A 16,599-nucleotide genomic window follows, 5' to 3' on the forward strand; every position below is an offset into this window, starting at 1 on the left:
TCAGCGCAAAGGCGGCAGGCCGTAGGCCGCCAAGTCGAAGTCCGCGAGTTTGCGGATGATCTGGTCGGCGTGGTGGTACTTGCTGTCGGCCATGGCTTCATCGGGCACAGCGATAGCGGTCATGTTGGCGGCCTTGGCGGCGGTGACACCAAACGGCGAATCCTCGAACACCAGACAATCCTCGGGCGCAACACCCAAGCGGCGCGCGGCGGTGAGGAAGATATCCGGCGCAGGTTTCGCGGCACCGACTTCCGGGTCATCGGCGGTGACGATGGTGCCGAACAGGCCAAACCATTCGCGGTGCTGGGTGGTTTTGTGGCCAAACGAATTGCGCGACGAGCTGGTGCCCACGGCAATCGGAATGTTGTGCGCCTTCAAGTGCCGCACCAGGGCTTCTGCGCCGGGCATGCCAAGGGCTTTGGGGAAACGCTCGCTCATCAGCGGTTCGCGAATCTCGAGAAATTCAGCCGATGTGATCGGCAAGTCCAGAGCCTTAACCACGTAGTCGGCCAAGTCCTGCGCCCCCCGCCCGATGATGTGCTGCTTGATCCCCCAGTCATAGGTGCGACCATAGCGTTCGGCGATGATCTGCGTAACTTCGGTGTAGATGCCTTCAGTATCCAGCAACAATCCGTCCATATCGAAAATCACGGCCTTGATCGGACCGACTGCGCTACGCGGTGCATTCATCACAACAGAACCCTGGAGGAAGGACTAAAAGGATTCAGCACAATAACGGCCACGCTTGCAGACAGGCAACCCTTTAGACTGTTCGCCTTTCCTTTCGAAGTGCCTGCGATGCTCTACCGTTTAGCCGCCGACAGCCTGGTGCTGTTTCACCTCAGCTTTATCCTGTTCGTGTTGTTCGGCGGCCTGCTCGCCCTCAAGTGGCGCCGGGTCATGTGGTTGCACCTGCCCGCCGTCGCCTGGGGTATCGCGGTGGAGGTGTTCCACCTGCCCTGCCCGCTGACCCGCTGGGAAAACCTGTTTCGCCACCTCGCCGGGCAAGAGGGCTATGGCGGTGGGTTTATCGAGCATTACATCCTCACACTGATCTATCCCGCCGGGCTCACCCCGACTATTCAACTGGTGCTGGGGGCAGTGGTGGTGTTGGTCAACGTCGCGGTGTATGTACGCTTGATCAGACGCGCGTAGGCAGACAGCCCAGGCCAACTAACGTAGCCTCCACCGCCTGTTCCAGAGGGGTATTGGGCTCTTTGCCCAGTACCTTGATCAGGCGTTTGTTATCCAGGCGCAGCGGGGTTTGCCACAGGTAGCGCATCTCTTGCATCTCACGGACGGTGACGACAAAGGGCGCTACCAGCTTCAGCAGCCACCATGGGAAACGACCTACGCGTGGTTGCTGGCCCGTCCTGCGCAGTACCACCTGCTGGATAGCCCGGCTCATCTGCGTGCCATCGGCGTCGGTATGCCCGGCCATATGAAAGCGAGCGAAAGCCTCAAGGGTTGCTCGGCGTTCAATCAACTCGACCATCGTGCGCGCCACATCCGGCAGGTAAGCCCATTGATGCGCCACACCAGGGGCGCCCGGATAGCTCACGGCGTGTACCGGTTTGCCGGGTTTGACCAAGCCTTGGGCAAACCAGTTGTTGGCCACCCTGGCACCAAAAAAGTCCCCGGCGCGCACGATCAATACGCGGGCGCCCTGGCGGGAAGCTTCCTCTAAACGCTGCTCCAGTTGTACACGGATCGCGCCCTTGCGAGTCTGCGGGTGCTGGGGCGAGTCTTCTTGCAACACCGGAAACGCATCCGGCCCGAAGTTGTAGACCGTGCCAGGCAACACAATCGTCGCGCCTTCGCCAATAGCCGCCGCGATGCTGTTGTCGATCATAGGCAGTACCCACTCGGCCCAATTGCGATAACCCGGCGGATTGACCGCGTGGACGATCACCGCACAGCCACGCGCGGCGGCGACCACGTCTTGGCGATTGAGTGCATCGCCCTTGAGCCAGGTGAAAGCGGCATTCTGGCTGCGGGCCTTGTCCACGTCCCGGGTCAATGCACAGACCTGCCAGCCCGCCGCGCTTAACTGCCGCGCCACTTCGCCGCCAATCCCGCCGGTTGCGCCCAATATCAGAACCTTGCTCATGACCGTCTCCCGCTGTTGGTTGTTGAGCCCATTTTGTTCTTGAGCTTGCTATAGAGGAATTGCCGAAGAGCATGCAGGCGCTATACATTTATGCATGGCATCGAATATTGGTTGGGAGCTTTACCGGTCGTTCCTTGGCGTACTCAAGGAAGGGTCGTTGTCGGGAGCCGCACGGCAGCTCGGCATCACACAGCCCACGGTCGGCCGGCATATCGCCGCGCTGGAGTCCGCGCTGGGTGTGGTGCTGTTCACCCGCTCACCCACCGGGTTGTTGCCGACGGCGGTGGCCCACACCCTGCGCGCCCACGCCGAAACCATGGCACGCACCGCCGCAGCGCTTGAGCGCGCCGCTTCATCCCAAGGTGATGAGGTGCGCGGCGTGGTGCGGGTGTCCGCCAGCGAAGTGGTTGGTGTGGAAGTGCTGCCGCCGATCATCACCCAATTGCGCCGCCAGCATCCGCACCTCAGGGTCGAGCTGATCCTGACCAACCGCCTGAGCGACCTGCTGCAACTGGAAGCCGACATCGCCGTGCGCATGGTCCGCCCCAGCCAGGAACAACTGCTGGCGCGGCGTATCGGCCTCATCGAAGTCGGCTTGCACGCCCGTGATGACTACCTGCAACAACATGGCATCCCCCAGCACATGCAGGACTTGGCCAACCATTCGGTGATCGGCTTCGACCAGGAAAGCGCGTTTATCCGCAGCCTGGCCATCAAGGGTTTTGAACGCAGCGCCTTCGCCATCAGCAGCGACAGCGACCTGGCGCAACTGGCACTGATTCGCGCCGGTGCTGGTATCGGCGGGTGCCAGGTGCAACTGGCCAAGCAGAATCCCCGTTTGCGTCGAGTGCTGCCGGAAGGTTTCGCGCTTAAGTTGGACACCTGGGTCACCATGCATGAAGACCTGCGCAACAGCCCACGCTGCCGGGTGATGTTCGATGCGTTGGTGGAGGGTTTGCAGCGTTACGTACAGGATTGAGACAGCTGATTTAGTAAAGAATCAGACTCCCTCATTCCGTTCGTAGACGCCCCCATGTCCGAAGCCTTCGAAGTCCCCAGCCCCCACGAAAAACACGTCGAACACACCACCGAACATGCCCACGGCCGCGGTGACAATTTCGCCAGCCGCATTGCCGTGATGACCGCCTTGATGGCCACCCTCGGCGCGATGCTCAGTTACCAGGCCGGCTCCACCGAAAGCGAAGCGGCGATGGACAAGAACAACGCCGCCATCATCAAGACCGAAGCCGCCAACCAGTGGAACTACTACCAGGCCAAATCCAGCCGCCAAAACCTGGCGGAACTGGCCGCGCACATCCCCGGCGTTGACGCGGCGCACTACAACGATGAAGTGCAGCGCTACAAAAGCCAGAAGGAAGAAGTGCGCAAGCAGGCCGAAAAGCTTGAGGCCACCTCGCGGGAATGGGACCAGAAGTCCGAAGAGGCGCTGCACCAGCATCACCGCTGGGCCCAGGCGATGACCGCGATTCAGATCGCGATTTCGTTGGCGGCGATCACACTGCTGACACGCCGGGAGTGGTTGAAGCGCCTGTCGTATACGGCCGGCAGTGTGGCGTTGGTACTAGGCAGTCTGGCTTGGTTGCATATCTGACAACGAGCACAAACCAGAAAATACCGAAGATCAACTGTGGGAGCTGGCTTGCCTGCGATGGCGTCACCCAGACACTTCAGCGAGACCGCGTCGCCTGTATCGCTGGCAAGCCAGCTCCCACACTCAACCCGCTTCGTTTGGAGGGCCACATTCCTACGGCACGATGGCGGCTTTCGACAGAAAACGCCGTCACACCCCCTTTTTGAGCTTTGGCTCTGCCAGCGCTGCGCTATATAGTAAAACGCACAACGCATGACGCTGTTTAACCCGAGGAAAAACCGGTGAGTGCACAACCCAAAGAAGCCGTGGGCGCCGCCTACACTATCGACTCCATGCGTTATGCCCAGGCCATGACCTGGCAAGCCATCGAACAACTCGCCCAACGTATCCGACCCGGCATGCTCGAATCCGAAGCGCGCGAGCTGGGCAAACAAGTACTCGCCGACCTCGACATGCAACGCATCTGGCACCCACTGCTGGTGCGTTTCGGCGCCAATACCCTCAAGACCTTCAAGCAACGTTCCGAAGGCGACCCGGCGCTGGGCGAAAACGATATCTTCTTCATCGACATGGGCGCCGTGTGGCAAGGCCACGAAGGTGACGCCGGTGCCACCTTCAGCACCGGCAACGACCCGGACATGATCGCCTGTGCCAGCGCCGCCAAGGCGCTGTTCGACCGCGTACAATCGCGCTGGAAGCATGACCAGGTTGTCGGCCTCGAACTTTATCGCTATGCCGAACAACAAGCCCAGGCCATGGGCTGGCAACTGAACCTCGACATCAAGGGCCACCGCGTCAGCGACTTCCCCCATGCGATCCACCGTGGCGGCGACCTCGGCGACTTCGAGCACTACCCGAATGCCGGGCTGTGGATCCTGGAAATCCAGATCACCCACCCGAGCAAGCCTTACGGCGCCTTCTACGAAGATTTACTCGCCTGACCTTTAAGGAACACAAATGGAACGCTCCACCGAATTTCCCGTGTTGTTGTTTTCCTACGGCACCTTGCAAGACAAGGCCGTGCAACTCGCCAACTTCGGCCGGGAATTAGTCGGACAGCAAGACGCGATGCTCGGCTATTCGCAAAGCTGGGTAGAAATCACCGACCCCGAAGTACTGGCCACCAGCGGCAAGACCCATCACCCAATCGTCGCGCCGACTACGGAAAATGCTGCGAGCGTTGAAGGCATGGTCTTTCAGATTAACGAACAGGAACTGGCGGCGGCGGATGCGTATGAAGTGTCGGATTACAAGCGAGTGTCGGTGGCACTGGCTTCCGGGTTGACGGCTTGGGTGTACGTGCAGGCTTGAACATGAATTCAGCGACAGACTGATTAGTCTTGTGCACTTAAGTCGTATCATGGGCCAGACCCTCGAGGATGGCCCATGAACCTCAGTATCCTTTACGCACTCGCCGCTGCCGCCCTGTTCGGCGCCAGCACCCCGCTCGCCAAAAGCCTCGGCCTGGGCCTCTCGCCCGTATTACTCGCCGGCCTGCTCTACCTCGGCAGCGGCATCGGGCTTGCTGGCGTGCGCCTCATCCGTGACCGCGGCTGGAAACCCACCGGCCTGACCCCATCAGAATGGCCCTGGCTGCTCGGCGCCATCGCGTTCGGTGGCATCCTCGGGCCCGTGGCCCTGATGTTCGGCCTCACCCGCACCGCCGGGGCGACCGCCTCCCTGATGCTCAACCTTGAATCGGTGCTGACCGCCGTCATCGCCTGGCTGGTGTTTAGAGAAAACGCAGACCGACGCATCGTCCTCGGGATGATCGCAATTGTGCTGGGCGGCGTAGTGTTGTCAGGGTCCGGCGGTGGCGGCACGAGCCACGATTGGACCGGGCCGTTTGCGGTGGCGGTTGCCTGCCTGTGCTGGGGGATTGATAACAACCTGACGCGCAAAGTGTCGGCGTCTGACGCGCTATTTATCGCGGGGGCCAAAGGGTTGATTGCAGGGCTAGTGAATTGCAGCCTGGCGCTGTATCTCGGGGCGCAGATTCCGGGTGTGGCGCAACTGGCACCTATCTTGCTGGTCGGGTTTCTGGGGTATGGCGTCAGCCTGGTGATGTTTGTGCTGGCGTTACGCGGGCTGGGCAGTGCGCGTACGGGGGCTTACTTCTCCACGGCGCCCTTCCTCGGCGCTGCGGTTGCCTTGCTGGCGTTCGGGGAGTCGGTGACAGTGGCGTTCTGGATTGCGTCGGCGTTGATGGCCGTGGGGGTGTGGCTGCACCTGACGGAGCGGCACTCGCATGAGCATCAACATGAGGCGACGGAACACGGACATCGGCATGTGCATGATGAGCATCATCAGCATGAGCATGGGTTTGAGTGGGACCCGGCGGAGCCGCACAGTCATGTGCATGTGCATAGTCCGGTTAGGCATAGTCATGCACATTTTCCGGATGTGCATCATCGGCATAGGCATTGAGGGCTTAAGGCTTCAGTCCGCTTTGGCCAACCATTTGAGTAACGTCCTACAGCATCCGCTGCGGGACGGGTGCGATTTGCTGGATGTCATAGGCCGGCGGATGGATACACCGTGCAGTTGATCTGAGGGCGGGCACATTTTTCAAACCCCAGAAATCACAAAACCCCTGGTTTCTCTCGAAACCAGGGGTTTTGTTTACATCGAATTTGGCGGTGAAGGAGAGATTCGAAACTACCCGAAAAGTCACTTTCATTATGCAAGTACACGGATTACGCGGGCTACAGCGATGCTCTCTCTCCAAAAAAACGGCATTCCCAGTCCCATGGTAGTCCCATGGCTTTAGCACCAAGTTAGTGCGCGAGGATTGAGAGGGCGCAAAAAACAGCAATCCGACCGGTTTATGTTGAGACCTGGGAAAAAGGTAATATTGGTAATACGGTCTAAAAATAGTAAAAATCTCTTTAATTTCAATTGCTTGATAGATATTTAGCAAGGTAATAATTTAGTAATTTATAGGTTAGATCATTACCTTTTGATCGGGTAATTCAGCACACCCTCAATACCCCGCAAACCCGGGCACGTTAGGGAATATTACCTTCGCAGTTACCAAATATTACCCCTAAAGGTAATGCTAAATACCCTCTAGCTACGGGGCCTGCAGCTGTGTCGAGACCTTTTCTAACCGAAATTACCCTTTTGCCACCCCTCATCCTAAAAAGCGCAGCAACGGCTCGGCCCAGTATAGAAAGCTTGGAGCTAAATCCCCTCAGATGCCGGCGGAAGGATGCTCCCTCGCCCTGTTCAGGCTGCTACCTTAAGAGGCGTTGTCAAGGTACCTAAAGACATGAGATACTGTATATAAAAACAGTTAACTAGAAATATCTGAAACTGTTTTTACGTGTACACGCCATATGTGTACACACTGATCAGATCATGTGATATGACATCAGCAACGTTTTACATTGAGACTCTATAGCTACATTTAGGCTTCCTTCTGTTGAACATAGTTACGCGTTACCTACTAGCACTCGGGAATTCGCCTGTTGCATTAGGCATATTAATTAGAAAACTGTAACATTGAGAGAACGCATGATCCAGATCACTCCTTATCTTGATGGTTTAAAACTTGGGGAATACCAGGACAAGTTGGTACACCTATACCAGATTGACTCTCATCTAAATCAAAGTGTACCGGACTCTATCCGAAATTCGGTTGAGTGGCTTTTGAGGCAAGTCAACTGTTATTACAGCAACCGTATTGAAGGAAACCCAACCCATCCTAAGGAGCTTCTAAGAGCACAGACCCCACAAACAGGGGTGAGCAGTAACATGACTGCTACTAGGTCTCGAGCAGTGCAAGAACTCTTGGCCCACCTAGAGGTTCAGCTTCGGCTTGAGCATCGACAAACTTCAGCTACGGATATTACTAGCCAAGCTTTCATTAAAGGCCTGCATAAGTCTTTTTATCAGGGACTACCAGAAGACCAACTCCACGTTAAAAATCAGGCAAATGAAGATGTTCTGGATGGCGACGGTCAACCTCTATTAGTCGTGCCTGGAGAATACAGAACCCACCCGGTAATTGTGGGAAATCACGAACCGCCTCCTGTAGCCGAGCTTAATTCTTATATGGAGTGGTTACAAAAAAGCTATTCTCTTGATAAAATTTATGGCACTAATCGAGTTATAGCCGCGGCGGCACTTCATCACAGGCTTGCATGGATTCATCCATTTCTTGATGGCAATGGTCGAGTCATACGGTTACTCACCGATTGTTACATGCGGCATTCTGGTTTTGGTGGATACGGTCTTTGGTCTATCACTCGAGGCTTTGGTAGAGACACCAACGCTTATTACAACGCACTGGCCCAGGCTGACAAAGTTCGACAAGGTATGACTGATGGTCGTGGTGTGCTTTCGGATGGAGGCCTAGGCCATTTTACAAAATACTTCATTGATACAGCCTTGGATCAAATATCGTATTTTTCTGAACTACTGGAGCCAAAAAAGTTAAATCTCCGCATTGACATTTACTTTCAAATGCGTGAAAAAGGCGCGCTCCCAGGGGCACCGGGAGAGGAGCTTCCATTATTGAAGTTGGCAGCTCGCGACATCTATAAACATTTATTAGAGCGGGGCCCGCAAACCAAATCAAGTATTTGCGCATATCTTGGAAAATCCGAGCAGTCTCTCCGAGCGACGTTCAAACAACTTGAAGTAGAAAGACTAATCAAACTGAGCAACAACGGTCAATATAGAGCCTTTATATCTACACACATAATCGAGTACCTCTTCCCCAAACTTTGGTGACTCATTATAAAAGTGAGGCGAAGAACAAGCTTCTTCGCCTATAAAAACAGTCTGAGACCCGAGTTCAAGTGGGCCTTCAGACTGAAGAGGCACGCTACTCATCGCCGTTGCCTCGCTAAAATCGCTTAACTGCTTTTTATGTTATCAAAACTTAGTATCACTTAGAGGGGTTGGACATGGATCATGAATATTCGATCTCAGATGTGCTTGAAAGGATGTATGAAAATCAGCTGGCCCTTGAAGCAGCTTTGATGGAACTCACACTACGCCTGGAACAACAAGGCTCGGTGGAAGTAGGTGAAAACGTTCGTGGCGCCTTAGAGGCAATTGGTGAGAACGCAGGACATATCAAGCAAGGTTTGGCCCGCCTGAAAAGACCAAGAGCCAGGTAAAAATCAAGACAAATTGTGAAATGCCCAAATCTCGACGAAACCCACACGCTTTGCGGGTTATGGCAGCTTTCGACGTGATCGAAGGCAACCACGGACGCCGAGAAAGCAGATCTACCTCGTTTCGGAAAATGCCTGTATTTATATATTTTTGGCTCTTCCGTTCAATGAACTCGGGAAAGCTGTCCTCCACCTCCGGTCCCAATCACCTCTCATCGTTTTGTACCCACACTGCATATTTCCGCAAAACTTTGCATTTTGTGAGATTGCTACTCCCTCCGGCGAGCCCATAGCTGGCCTGGCCCACGTGCCCGATTTCACCACCCTCAGCCTTTGCACAAAAAACACAGGTAAAGCCCGTCGGCGGGAGGGGGATAAGTGCTTTTTTCGTCCAATTTTTCTTTCTGAAGCAAATTTAGAGCTGACGCCAGAGCCACACTTCATCGGATCACCGCGCAAGCAGTCAAGCCTCACGATATACTGTTCGTATATACAGTAAAAATCACAGGCGAGCAGAGGCGAAGTAATGACGTACGCAAGTGACTTCACCCAGAACGGAGTGACCTTTTCTTGGTTAGAGCTGCTGCGGGATGAGGCGGCCTTGATGCGACACCCAGGGGCACGCCATAGAAAGCTGATTGATGGGGCGTACGAGCTGCACAGAGCACAGCTGATCGGTCCCGATGATCTCGCTGATCTACTTGAGCGAGCAGATGGAGCGCTGGAGTACGCCGTTGAGGCGCTCTTGGATGAACCCAGCGAAGACTAGAGGCCGACATGCACATGCTAGTAACTCCTATGCGCTGCAAGGGCGTGGCCCTGGACCCACAAGAGAGGAGGCGTTATCCGGCGATTAGGGGTGATGTGCTTGTAGCTCCCGCAACTAGCAACGAGCTCGGCCGAAGCTCAAATGTAGCGCGGGTATCGAAGGGGATGCCGTTGGAACCTGATCCACTGCCTCGGTTGCTCGATGCAAACTTGTCCGGAATGGCCCCGAACGGTTTTGTGCTAAGTGGTATCGAATATGTTGATGGATGCGCTTACGCTCAATCTTGGTGGTGCCGTTTGGCGTAAACAATTTGAGACATTACAACGTTATTTAAATACCTATTACACTTTTCGAGCGATCACCAAGATCAAACTAACATCACCCTATAAAGAGCAACAATGCCAGACCAGCTTCCAAACAGACTAAATCATCTTCCTTTAAAAATATTATCAGTAAAGTAAAGAGGATGTTGCTTAACAACTCGTCTTGCTGGAATCAAATTTTGCAATTCACTAGTCAAATGCCCCGCACCTATTAGCCCGCTAGCAAAAATTGTAACCAATAAATCTACCCATGGTGCCCCGACAATAGTGCCTATCAATCCGGTACTAGCCCCGACAGCGCCAAGCCCCACACCAGCACCTACACCAGCACCAATTTTTGTAACAGTACCTACACGAAGTTTCTCCCAATCCGTAGTTAGCTTTTCTTTTGCCACCTGATATTCAGCCAACAACTTTACTAACTCCTTATTATATACCTCCACTCCAGCCGTAGACGCCAAACCCTGAAGCCTGATAGAGCGACGCAAATAAGTCCTCAGACCGTTCATACCTGGTAGCACATGCCGACGAAGCTGCTGCACGTCGTTCCAGCTCATATCATTGAGGTGATTATTAAACTCTTCCGGCTCAAATATATCAAAATCAAAATTGACTTGATTGTGTAAAACGGCTGGGGTTTCCGATTGGTTACGAACAATCAGTGAATCAAACTCGGAGCTTGCCTTGAGTATTTGTTGGTTTGGAAGGTCTAATGCGATTGGAGACAGCCCAAGAGCATGGGATTGACGTAGAAACTTCAGTGCTCTACCTAGTCTTAAGTGAGCATACAATGTCCAATCCTCATCAACATTCTCCAAAACTACCGAAGGCTTAGTTTCAGTTACTTCATATTTCGACCTCGCATTTCCAACTGAGATCGTACCTCCCCTCATATACCCTGAAATCCCAAGAGTAGGTTTAGGGTTTGTAAAGCGATCTGGTGCTGCTGCTGTCACCAAATCCTTATTTGCTATAGCACTGTGCCATAGGGAGTAGTTCATTCCAGCATCTAAAGATGGCATTGGAGTATCTGGAGTTAAACGAATGATCCGCCTACTCTGAAACGATAGAGTTTCGGACAACAACCTCTGCATTTCATCACTAAAATTTTCAGAACGCGGAAAAGGATTCCTAGCAGACCAGGAAATCTCCATACCTTCGAACTTTTCACGAACTTCAAATTCGTTAACTAACGCTGAATCACTTGAGTTAACCAAGGTAACAGAATCAAAAAAAAGCACCATTTTTTTTAAGGCAGCATCATTTGTAAAGTTGTCAGCTGGAATAATTAATGCATCAGCCCGCTCAACCATAGAAACCCCCTTGAATTTACCTTTATGTATCCAATCGTTCCTCTCAAATTACAGCACATCGGAGGCACGCTAGACATAAACCTAAAAAATAAATTTATAGAGTAATTTTCTTCATCTCTACGGACAGCTGACCAGCTGAAATGCTCATCGAAGTAAAACTTTCAGCGTCCACAGCCGCAGGCATTGGTCCGGGCAGGTGTGTGTGTTTAGCCAACGCGATGTTCATCTGCTGCACCAAGTCCAGCAAATCACACAGTACCTGCAGCATATTCACTCCTTCGGATCCCAGCCACGTCGTGGGTGCGACCAGCCGTTGGCTGACCGCCGCCACGCTCTTACGCAGCCCCTGAATCTTTTCCTCCATGTCGCCACCCACCGTGGCGTTATGCTTCTGCCCCACCACCAGGTTCAAATCTCGCCCGGTCGCCTGATGCAAATCATCCACCGCCGCCAGACTCGCGGATCCACCCGACAGCAGCTTGAGCGCGCCCAGCGCCTCCACCGTCTTGATCCCACCCACCGACTCGCTTGAATGGTCATCCACCGTCCTGGTGTGGCTCTGGAAGCTCTCATTGTTCTGCAGCGCCTCCACTTCCCGCTCGATCGCCTTGTCCTGGATCTTGCCGTCCGTTTGGCGCAGCCAGTTGCCGTCGGCGTCGACGCGCTGCTGGCAGGCTTCGCTGTGCTGCCACACCTGGTCACCCTTCGGCACTCGGGGCAGGCTAAGGCCGTGCGGCAGGATCTGCGTGATAAAGGGCTTATGCGGCAAGCCATAGGCAAAGCTGACCACCACGGTGGTGCCCTCCTCCGGGAAGCCGAACATGCCCGCCTCCTGCCCGCCCATCGGCGCCGGCAGGGGCAAACCGGTCAGGATCGGCAGCGCGGGATCTGGCTCGCCATCAGGCAGCAACACTTCCACGTCGACGCCAAAGCGCGGACGGAAGTCGTCGCACAGACCAGGTGCGGCCGGCGCATCGGGCACAGCCACCACGCGGCCAAAGCATGGCAGGTGATAGCCGCCGGTGAGTTCGGGGAATTGCCGCTCTACGCTGCGACGGATTGCGTCGTCCATTTGATCGCCATTTGGTTGCCGGCAAGGGTCACGCTGGTGATCCTCTCGCCCTGGTTGATGGTTGCACCTGGTCGTAGTCCTGGAAGGGCCGCGATCATTGCGCTCTGATTGCCCTGGTAGCCGTCGAACAGTTCGACCGGCAGCTGCAGCGGCGAGCGGATGCCAAAGAAGCTGTCGGCCCAACTGCCCACAAACACTTCGCCGTCGCCCTGCTGCTGCCAGATAAAGTCGGGGATGCTGAACACGCTGGCCAGGCTATCCATGGCCAGGTAACCGGCTGCCAGGCTGTAGAAAAACGGCGTCTTGACCTTGGCGTAGGCCTTGTCCGGCACGCGAAAGCGCAGCCCGGTCTTTTCGCTGACCTCGACCAGGACGCCCTGCAGGTCGACGTGACGCAGGTTCAACGGCATGGGTTGTGAAAGGATCGCCGCCAGTTCGCGGCAGACCAGGATCTGCTGCACGCTGTTGATGGCCGTAGAGCGCTCAACAAAGCCGATGAAGTGGCGCTGCAGCGGGCTGTCGTTGTAGCCGACATCGAGCGTCACCAGGCCTTTGACCGGCCCGTCTGCCTGGATGGTGAAGGTCGCCCGGCCGGGGCTCTTGATCTCCAGGCGTACTTCGTCCTTGATCAGCGGGTAAGGTGTGCCGCCGATGGTCAGTACCTTGTGCAGTTTCATGGTGTAGGAGCCAGCCAGTCATCCACCTTTTTCAAGGTGCGTTCGAAGCCACTCAATTCCTCGGGTGTGCCTTTCCCATCACCACCACCGCCGCCGACAGCCGAGCCCGGGCCAGACTGCGACGTAACGCCGTTGCCGGCGCGACGGCTCTCCACGCGCTCAGGGTTGGAGAGTTTTTCAGACAGGGTGAACTGCACAAGCCACTGGTTAAGGATGTCGTCCTCCCTGGCGCTCACACCGTCGGAGAACTGCACCTCGCGTATCCCGAATGCGGCGGCGGTATCGTTGACGATGCGGTACATGTGGAGCTGCCCACCGCCGGCCGTGGCTTCGGCCAAACGCATCAGGCTGCGCAGTTGCACCTGGTCAACGAACGGGATCATCAGGGAGACCGTCAGGGTTTTGGGTTTGAAGCCCTTATGCGCCGTCTGGCTGTTGCTGGTCTGCCCAGATAGGTCGTCGCTTTCGATACGCAGGTTGGCGGTGATTTTCAGGCGCTTGCCCAGGATCTGTTGGCCGTCGAGTAAAAGCGTCATAGGCCAACCAGCTCCCGAACAAAGCTCAAACCGTCCAGCGAACCCACCAACAGCACACCGGCGCACAGCACCCATTCATGACCAGGTGCATCGCCTTCCAGCAAAGCGCGGCCCAACTCGCTGCTGTCACCAGGCCCCAGTATCCGCGCACGCATGCTGTGATCGGCATTGCCGTCGGCCAGCAAGGCTTTCAGGTCGTTCAATTGTTTATCGCGGTCCTGTTGCTGCGCGGCTTTGCGACCGGCCAGCGCGGCCAAATCGCCCATAGGCGAGCTGTCGGCCGCGTAGCTCTCCAGGACGGCGAGCTGGCCGGCCATGGACTGCTTGGCGGCTTTGACCAGGGTGCAACGTTCCAGGGGCAGCGCCGACCAACGCGGCAACGGCCCAGCGCTGGGGATCTCCCACTTGTCGGTCTCCAGGCGCGACAGGTTCCGCGCACGGCGTTCGGCACGCACCAGGTCAGGGATCGGTAACAGCGCGTTGAAGCGCGCCAAGGTCTCGGCAAACTGATCCAGGCGCGTGCCCAGGAACATCAGCGACAACGCATATTGAGGGCCAGCCGGCCGGCCGCTATCAGTTGCGTCGACCAGTTTGGCGGCCAGCTGCTGCAGCAAGTTCGGCGCGGACAGAAAACGCTGGTGGCCACGACCCTGCCCTATCCCACTTTGAAACGGCGTCACAGCCAGGCACGCGGGCGCTTAGCCCATCTGTCCAGCCAGTGCCGCACGGCCGGCCTCAATCGCGCCCTTGGCAGCGTCTCCGACTGGTCCCGGGTTGGTGGTGGTCATGCCGTCCAAACCCGCCAGGCGTTTCGCCGTGCTGGCCAGCTCGCCGCCGGCCAGGTTCTGGGCCGCTGCCAGTTGCCCCATCCATTGTGTGGACTGCTCAGGCCAGCACATGGTCACCGGTGCCCACACCGTCACAGTGCGCTCTCCCATGTCACCAGCTCCAGTTTGGCCAGATCAACATCTACCAGGGCCTGATCTAGCTGTTGCTTGAGCTGGTTGGCCTTCTGCAGCGACTGCAACTTGAACTCAGTGAAATCGTCACCCACCTGGCGTATCTGAGCGGTACTGTGGGCGCGAAACTCCTTGGTGCCAGCCTCATCGCGGCAAGGATACAAAGCATCTACACCCGCCAGAATTGCTCCGGTCAAATTCAGCTGGTCGTCCAACTGGCTGCTGTACCGATATTGCTCGCCAAGCGCCTCAGACCAAAAACCACCGGTGATTGCCGATTCACAGGACCGATTGAGCAATTCGACTTTTTGCTGATGAAGAGCCTGCAACCGCTGTTGCTGGGTAGGCCGATCGGGAGCGGCCAAGAACGGAAAGCCATCTTGCGTGGCGCCAATCACCTGACCGCTGGACTGCCCTTCCAGCAATGCCAAATGCTCCTCCTTCGTGATGGGCTGGGAGTCAGGCACCGGCGAAAGATGAAAGCCGCGGGTAGCTGCGTGAAAATAGATCATCGTTGCTCCTTAATAGCCAATGGCGTACCACTTGACCGGCACGAGATTCGCGGTGCCAGTGCGCAGGCGGAACTGCGAATTAGAGACGGTATTGGCGATAACCATCCATTCCGTGTTGCCGGATCCGGAATTACCATCGCCTTGCGCCGTTCCCCCCAACACAGCACAAACAGTAGGGAAAGCGATTGGAAAACTGAGCGTGGTAGGCCCCGGCGAAGCCGATCCCCATTGCAGGATCAAACCGCCGAGCCATGTCGGAAACACGATATAGCCATTCGTCGCCAACAAGATCGCGAAGCCCCAACGCAGTTTTTTGGGCGTGACATAGCTGGTGTCATCGACGCCGGCATTTGTCTGCACCTGCGTGGCGACTTTTGCAGCACCGACGACGCCTTCTGATGCCTGGGATGCCGTCAATACCAACGTCACATCGTTTCCACCATCAAACCCCACACTACCGGTGACAGCACCGGTAGCGGTGATCTTGCGAGCAACTGCCAAATTCGAGGCTTTGCCTACCACTGTGGCGCCCGAAACGATGTTGGCGATAGCGTTCCAAATTACCGACACCGCCGCTTTCACCGCTTTGGTCGTGGACAAGATTGAGCCGCTGTTGCTTTCGATATCATCGCTGATGGCATTGGGGATGTTGCCCAGCCCGACATCTTCCTTTTTCGTGCCCCGCGCCCGCAGCTCAGGGTAATCACCCTTTTTGAGTGCAAAGTCGGTCAGCAGCGCGCCACTGGTTTCTATGACAATGCGATGATCTACAAGGGTGTTTGCGTCCGAAAGCTCTGCCAACAGAACGCTGTAGTGGGTGATGCCGTTGTTGTCGACATAATCCGGCCGAGCGGGTGCATAAGCGACTTGATGGACCACGACCACATCATTGAGCTGTCGCTGCAGACTGACATCGAGCCAGGCGTTAATGGGATAGCTTGGCGGCGCCGCAACCGGCAAGGCGGCAGCCAACTCGACACGCAGCCCCTCAATGTAGGCGTTGCCAGGCTTTAGCTGATAGGCGTTGCCCACTTTCTCCATCAACAGGCCGGTGTTAAGGCACAGGCGGCGCCCGTACAAATCCCGATTAGCCTTACGGGCTCGCTCGTCGATACCCGCGAAGCGCACGGTGAAATCGTGCTGCCAGGTCTTGGCGTCGATCGTGACGCCGGTTAACGCCTGGGCACCATCAAACACCACCAGGAAGTTACGCGTCAGGTTGTTACCGACCTGCTGGGGCGGGATGTTGCGGCGTTTTTGCTGGACCGGCAGGTACGCGACCGCGAACAGCACGCCGTCGGCAGTCTCCAGTCCGATCCAGTTGAAGTCCCAGTCACCAACGTCAGAACCGATCTGTGCGCTGTACACGACCTGGTTGGGATTCACATAGCCGACATGCTCGGACGGGATCTGGTGCGTATAGACGATCTGCGCCGCCGCAGGCTTCAGCGCGGCACGGTCCACAGGTGCGCCTGGGTTCAACCCGGGCACGTTGGCAAAAATGAATCGGCTGACTTTCAAGCCGGTATTGGCGGCTTGTTTGGCGGCGATCAGGTTTTCACCTGCAAGGGTAAGGCTGGCCATGGGGGC

At 56.1% G+C, this 16,599-nt stretch carries 17 protein-coding genes and 1 pseudogene; 9 read left to right on the forward strand and 9 right to left on the reverse strand.

Annotation, left to right across the window (positions count from 1 at the left end; genetic code table 11):
- Window positions 1-690, reverse strand: a complete 690-nt coding sequence (locus BFL40_RS06045) for an HAD-IA family hydrolase (RefSeq protein WP_071483088.1) — start codon at window positions 688-690, stop codon at window positions 1-3.
- A gap of 108 nt (window positions 691-798) precedes the next feature.
- On the opposite strand from BFL40_RS06045, the gene BFL40_RS06050 reads away from it, so the two are divergent.
- Entirely contained in the window at window positions 799-1,155 is a 357-nt protein-coding gene (locus BFL40_RS06050; RefSeq protein WP_071483089.1) for a DUF2784 domain-containing protein, read from the forward strand.
- Here the strand turns inward: BFL40_RS06050 and BFL40_RS06055 are convergent.
- Entirely contained in the window at window positions 1,142-2,110 is a 969-nt protein-coding gene (locus tag BFL40_RS06055) for an NAD(P)H-binding protein (RefSeq protein ID WP_071483090.1), read from the reverse strand. The two genes, BFL40_RS06050 and BFL40_RS06055, sit on opposite strands and share 14 nt — an antisense overlap.
- Before the next feature lie 94 nt (window positions 2,111-2,204).
- On the opposite strand from BFL40_RS06055, the gene BFL40_RS06060 reads away from it, so the two are divergent.
- The 8 genes from BFL40_RS06060 (at window position 2,205) to BFL40_RS34270 (ending at window position 9,922) form a co-directional block, all read left to right on the forward strand.
- The gene (locus BFL40_RS06060) at window positions 2,205-3,089 is read left to right on the forward strand and encodes a LysR family transcriptional regulator (RefSeq protein ID WP_071483091.1); all 885 of its coding nucleotides are present in this window, start codon (window positions 2,205-2,207) and stop codon (window positions 3,087-3,089) included.
- A gap of 54 nt (window positions 3,090-3,143) precedes the next feature.
- Window positions 3,144-3,722, forward strand: a complete 579-nt coding sequence (locus tag BFL40_RS06065) for a DUF4337 domain-containing protein (protein WP_071483092.1) — start codon at window positions 3,144-3,146, stop codon at window positions 3,720-3,722.
- A gap of 281 nt (window positions 3,723-4,003) precedes the next feature.
- The gene (locus BFL40_RS06070; protein ID WP_071483093.1) at window positions 4,004-4,663 is read left to right on the forward strand and encodes a M24 family metallopeptidase; all 660 of its coding nucleotides are present in this window, start codon (window positions 4,004-4,006) and stop codon (window positions 4,661-4,663) included.
- A gap of 16 nt (window positions 4,664-4,679) precedes the next feature.
- Window positions 4,680-5,033 carry a gamma-glutamylcyclotransferase family protein gene (locus BFL40_RS06075; RefSeq protein ID WP_071483094.1) on the forward strand — a complete coding sequence of 118 codons (354 nt, stop codon included), beginning with the start codon at window positions 4,680-4,682 and terminating at the stop codon, window positions 5,031-5,033.
- 75 nt (window positions 5,034-5,108) lie between these two features.
- On the forward strand, window positions 5,109-6,149 hold the full coding sequence (locus BFL40_RS06080; RefSeq protein WP_071483095.1) for a DMT family transporter: 1,041 nt from the start codon (window positions 5,109-5,111) through the stop codon (window positions 6,147-6,149).
- Between the two features lie 1,089 nt (window positions 6,150-7,238).
- A complete protein-coding gene (locus tag BFL40_RS06085) occupies window positions 7,239-8,459 on the forward strand; it encodes a Fic family protein (protein ID WP_071483096.1) in 1,221 nt (406 codons plus the stop codon).
- Window positions 8,460-8,635: 176 nt separating this feature from the next.
- Entirely contained in the window at window positions 8,636-8,851 is a 216-nt protein-coding gene (locus tag BFL40_RS06090; protein WP_071483097.1) for a hypothetical protein, read from the forward strand.
- Window positions 8,852-9,625: 774 nt separating this feature from the next.
- Window positions 9,626-9,922: a hypothetical protein gene (locus BFL40_RS34270; protein WP_074851586.1), complete on the forward strand. Its 297-nt coding sequence runs from the start codon at window positions 9,626-9,628 to the stop codon at window positions 9,920-9,922.
- A 122-nt stretch (window positions 9,923-10,044) separates the two neighbouring features.
- Here BFL40_RS34270 and BFL40_RS33610 read toward each other — a convergent pair whose 3' ends face one another.
- The 7 genes and pseudogenes from BFL40_RS33610 to BFL40_RS34275 form a co-directional block, all read right to left on the reverse strand.
- Complete coding sequence (locus BFL40_RS33610; RefSeq protein WP_139213497.1) at window positions 10,045-11,253, reverse strand: hypothetical protein; 1,209 nt, start codon at window positions 11,251-11,253, stop codon at window positions 10,045-10,047.
- Between the two features lie 94 nt (window positions 11,254-11,347).
- Window positions 11,348-12,325: a hypothetical protein gene (locus tag BFL40_RS06100; protein WP_071483099.1), complete on the reverse strand. Its 978-nt coding sequence runs from the start codon at window positions 12,323-12,325 to the stop codon at window positions 11,348-11,350.
- Window positions 12,298-13,002, reverse strand: a complete 705-nt coding sequence (locus BFL40_RS06105) for a hypothetical protein (protein ID WP_071483100.1) — start codon at window positions 13,000-13,002, stop codon at window positions 12,298-12,300. The genes BFL40_RS06100 and BFL40_RS06105 overlap by 28 nt, the downstream gene beginning before the upstream one ends.
- A complete protein-coding gene (locus BFL40_RS06110; RefSeq protein ID WP_071483101.1) occupies window positions 12,999-13,538 on the reverse strand; it encodes a baseplate complex protein in 540 nt (179 codons plus the stop codon). Before BFL40_RS06110 ends, BFL40_RS06105 begins: the two co-directional genes overlap by 4 nt.
- A pseudogene (locus BFL40_RS06115) lies at window positions 13,535-14,476 on the reverse strand (hypothetical protein). The gene BFL40_RS06110 and the pseudogene BFL40_RS06115 overlap by 4 nt, the downstream one beginning before the upstream one ends.
- Window positions 14,458-15,009, reverse strand: coding sequence for a DUF4376 domain-containing protein (locus BFL40_RS06120; protein ID WP_071483102.1), 552 nt, complete (start codon window positions 15,007-15,009; stop codon window positions 14,458-14,460). Before BFL40_RS06120 ends, BFL40_RS06115 begins: the two are co-directional and overlap by 19 nt.
- A gap of 9 nt (window positions 15,010-15,018) precedes the next feature.
- On the reverse strand, window positions 15,019-16,593 hold the full coding sequence (locus BFL40_RS34275) for a phage tail protein (RefSeq protein WP_071483103.1): 1,575 nt from the start codon (window positions 16,591-16,593) through the stop codon (window positions 15,019-15,021).
- Window positions 16,594-16,599: the final 6 nt, after the last annotated feature.

This window comes from Pseudomonas costantinii, assembly GCF_001870435.1.
GTDB classification, from domain to species: domain Bacteria; phylum Pseudomonadota; class Gammaproteobacteria; order Pseudomonadales; family Pseudomonadaceae; genus Aquipseudomonas; species Aquipseudomonas costantinii.

Coding starts and splice junctions, on each gene's coding strand:
- BFL40_RS06080 (WP_071483095.1), top strand. CDS start 5,109: ATGAACCTCAGTATCCTTTACGCACTCGCCGCTGCCGCCCTGTTCGGC.
- BFL40_RS06110 (WP_071483101.1), bottom strand. CDS start 13,538: ATGACGCTTTTACTCGACGGCCAACAGATCCTGGGCAAGCGCCTGAAA.
- BFL40_RS06090 (WP_071483097.1), top strand. CDS start 8,636: ATGGATCATGAATATTCGATCTCAGATGTGCTTGAAAGGATGTATGAA.
- BFL40_RS06105 (WP_071483100.1), bottom strand. CDS start 13,002: ATGAAACTGCACAAGGTACTGACCATCGGCGGCACACCTTACCCGCTG.
- BFL40_RS06065 (WP_071483092.1), top strand. CDS start 3,144: ATGTCCGAAGCCTTCGAAGTCCCCAGCCCCCACGAAAAACACGTCGAA.
- BFL40_RS06120 (WP_071483102.1), bottom strand. CDS start 15,009: ATGATCTATTTTCACGCAGCTACCCGCGGCTTTCATCTTTCGCCGGTG.
- BFL40_RS06100 (WP_071483099.1), bottom strand. CDS start 12,325: ATGGACGACGCAATCCGTCGCAGCGTAGAGCGGCAATTCCCCGAACTC.
- BFL40_RS06075 (WP_071483094.1), top strand. CDS start 4,680: ATGGAACGCTCCACCGAATTTCCCGTGTTGTTGTTTTCCTACGGCACC.
- BFL40_RS06045 (WP_071483088.1), bottom strand. CDS start 690: ATGAATGCACCGCGTAGCGCAGTCGGTCCGATCAAGGCCGTGATTTTC.
- BFL40_RS06055 (WP_071483090.1), bottom strand. CDS start 2,110: ATGAGCAAGGTTCTGATATTGGGCGCAACCGGCGGGATTGGCGGCGAA.
- BFL40_RS06050 (WP_071483089.1), top strand. CDS start 799: ATGCTCTACCGTTTAGCCGCCGACAGCCTGGTGCTGTTTCACCTCAGC.
- BFL40_RS06060 (WP_071483091.1), top strand. CDS start 2,205: ATGGCATCGAATATTGGTTGGGAGCTTTACCGGTCGTTCCTTGGCGTA.
- BFL40_RS34275 (WP_071483103.1), bottom strand. CDS start 16,593: ATGGCCAGCCTTACCCTTGCAGGTGAAAACCTGATCGCCGCCAAACAA.
- BFL40_RS34270 (WP_074851586.1), top strand. CDS start 9,626: ATGCACATGCTAGTAACTCCTATGCGCTGCAAGGGCGTGGCCCTGGAC.
- BFL40_RS33610 (WP_139213497.1), bottom strand. CDS start 11,253: ATGGTTGAGCGGGCTGATGCATTAATTATTCCAGCTGACAACTTTACA.
- BFL40_RS06085 (WP_071483096.1), top strand. CDS start 7,239: ATGATCCAGATCACTCCTTATCTTGATGGTTTAAAACTTGGGGAATAC.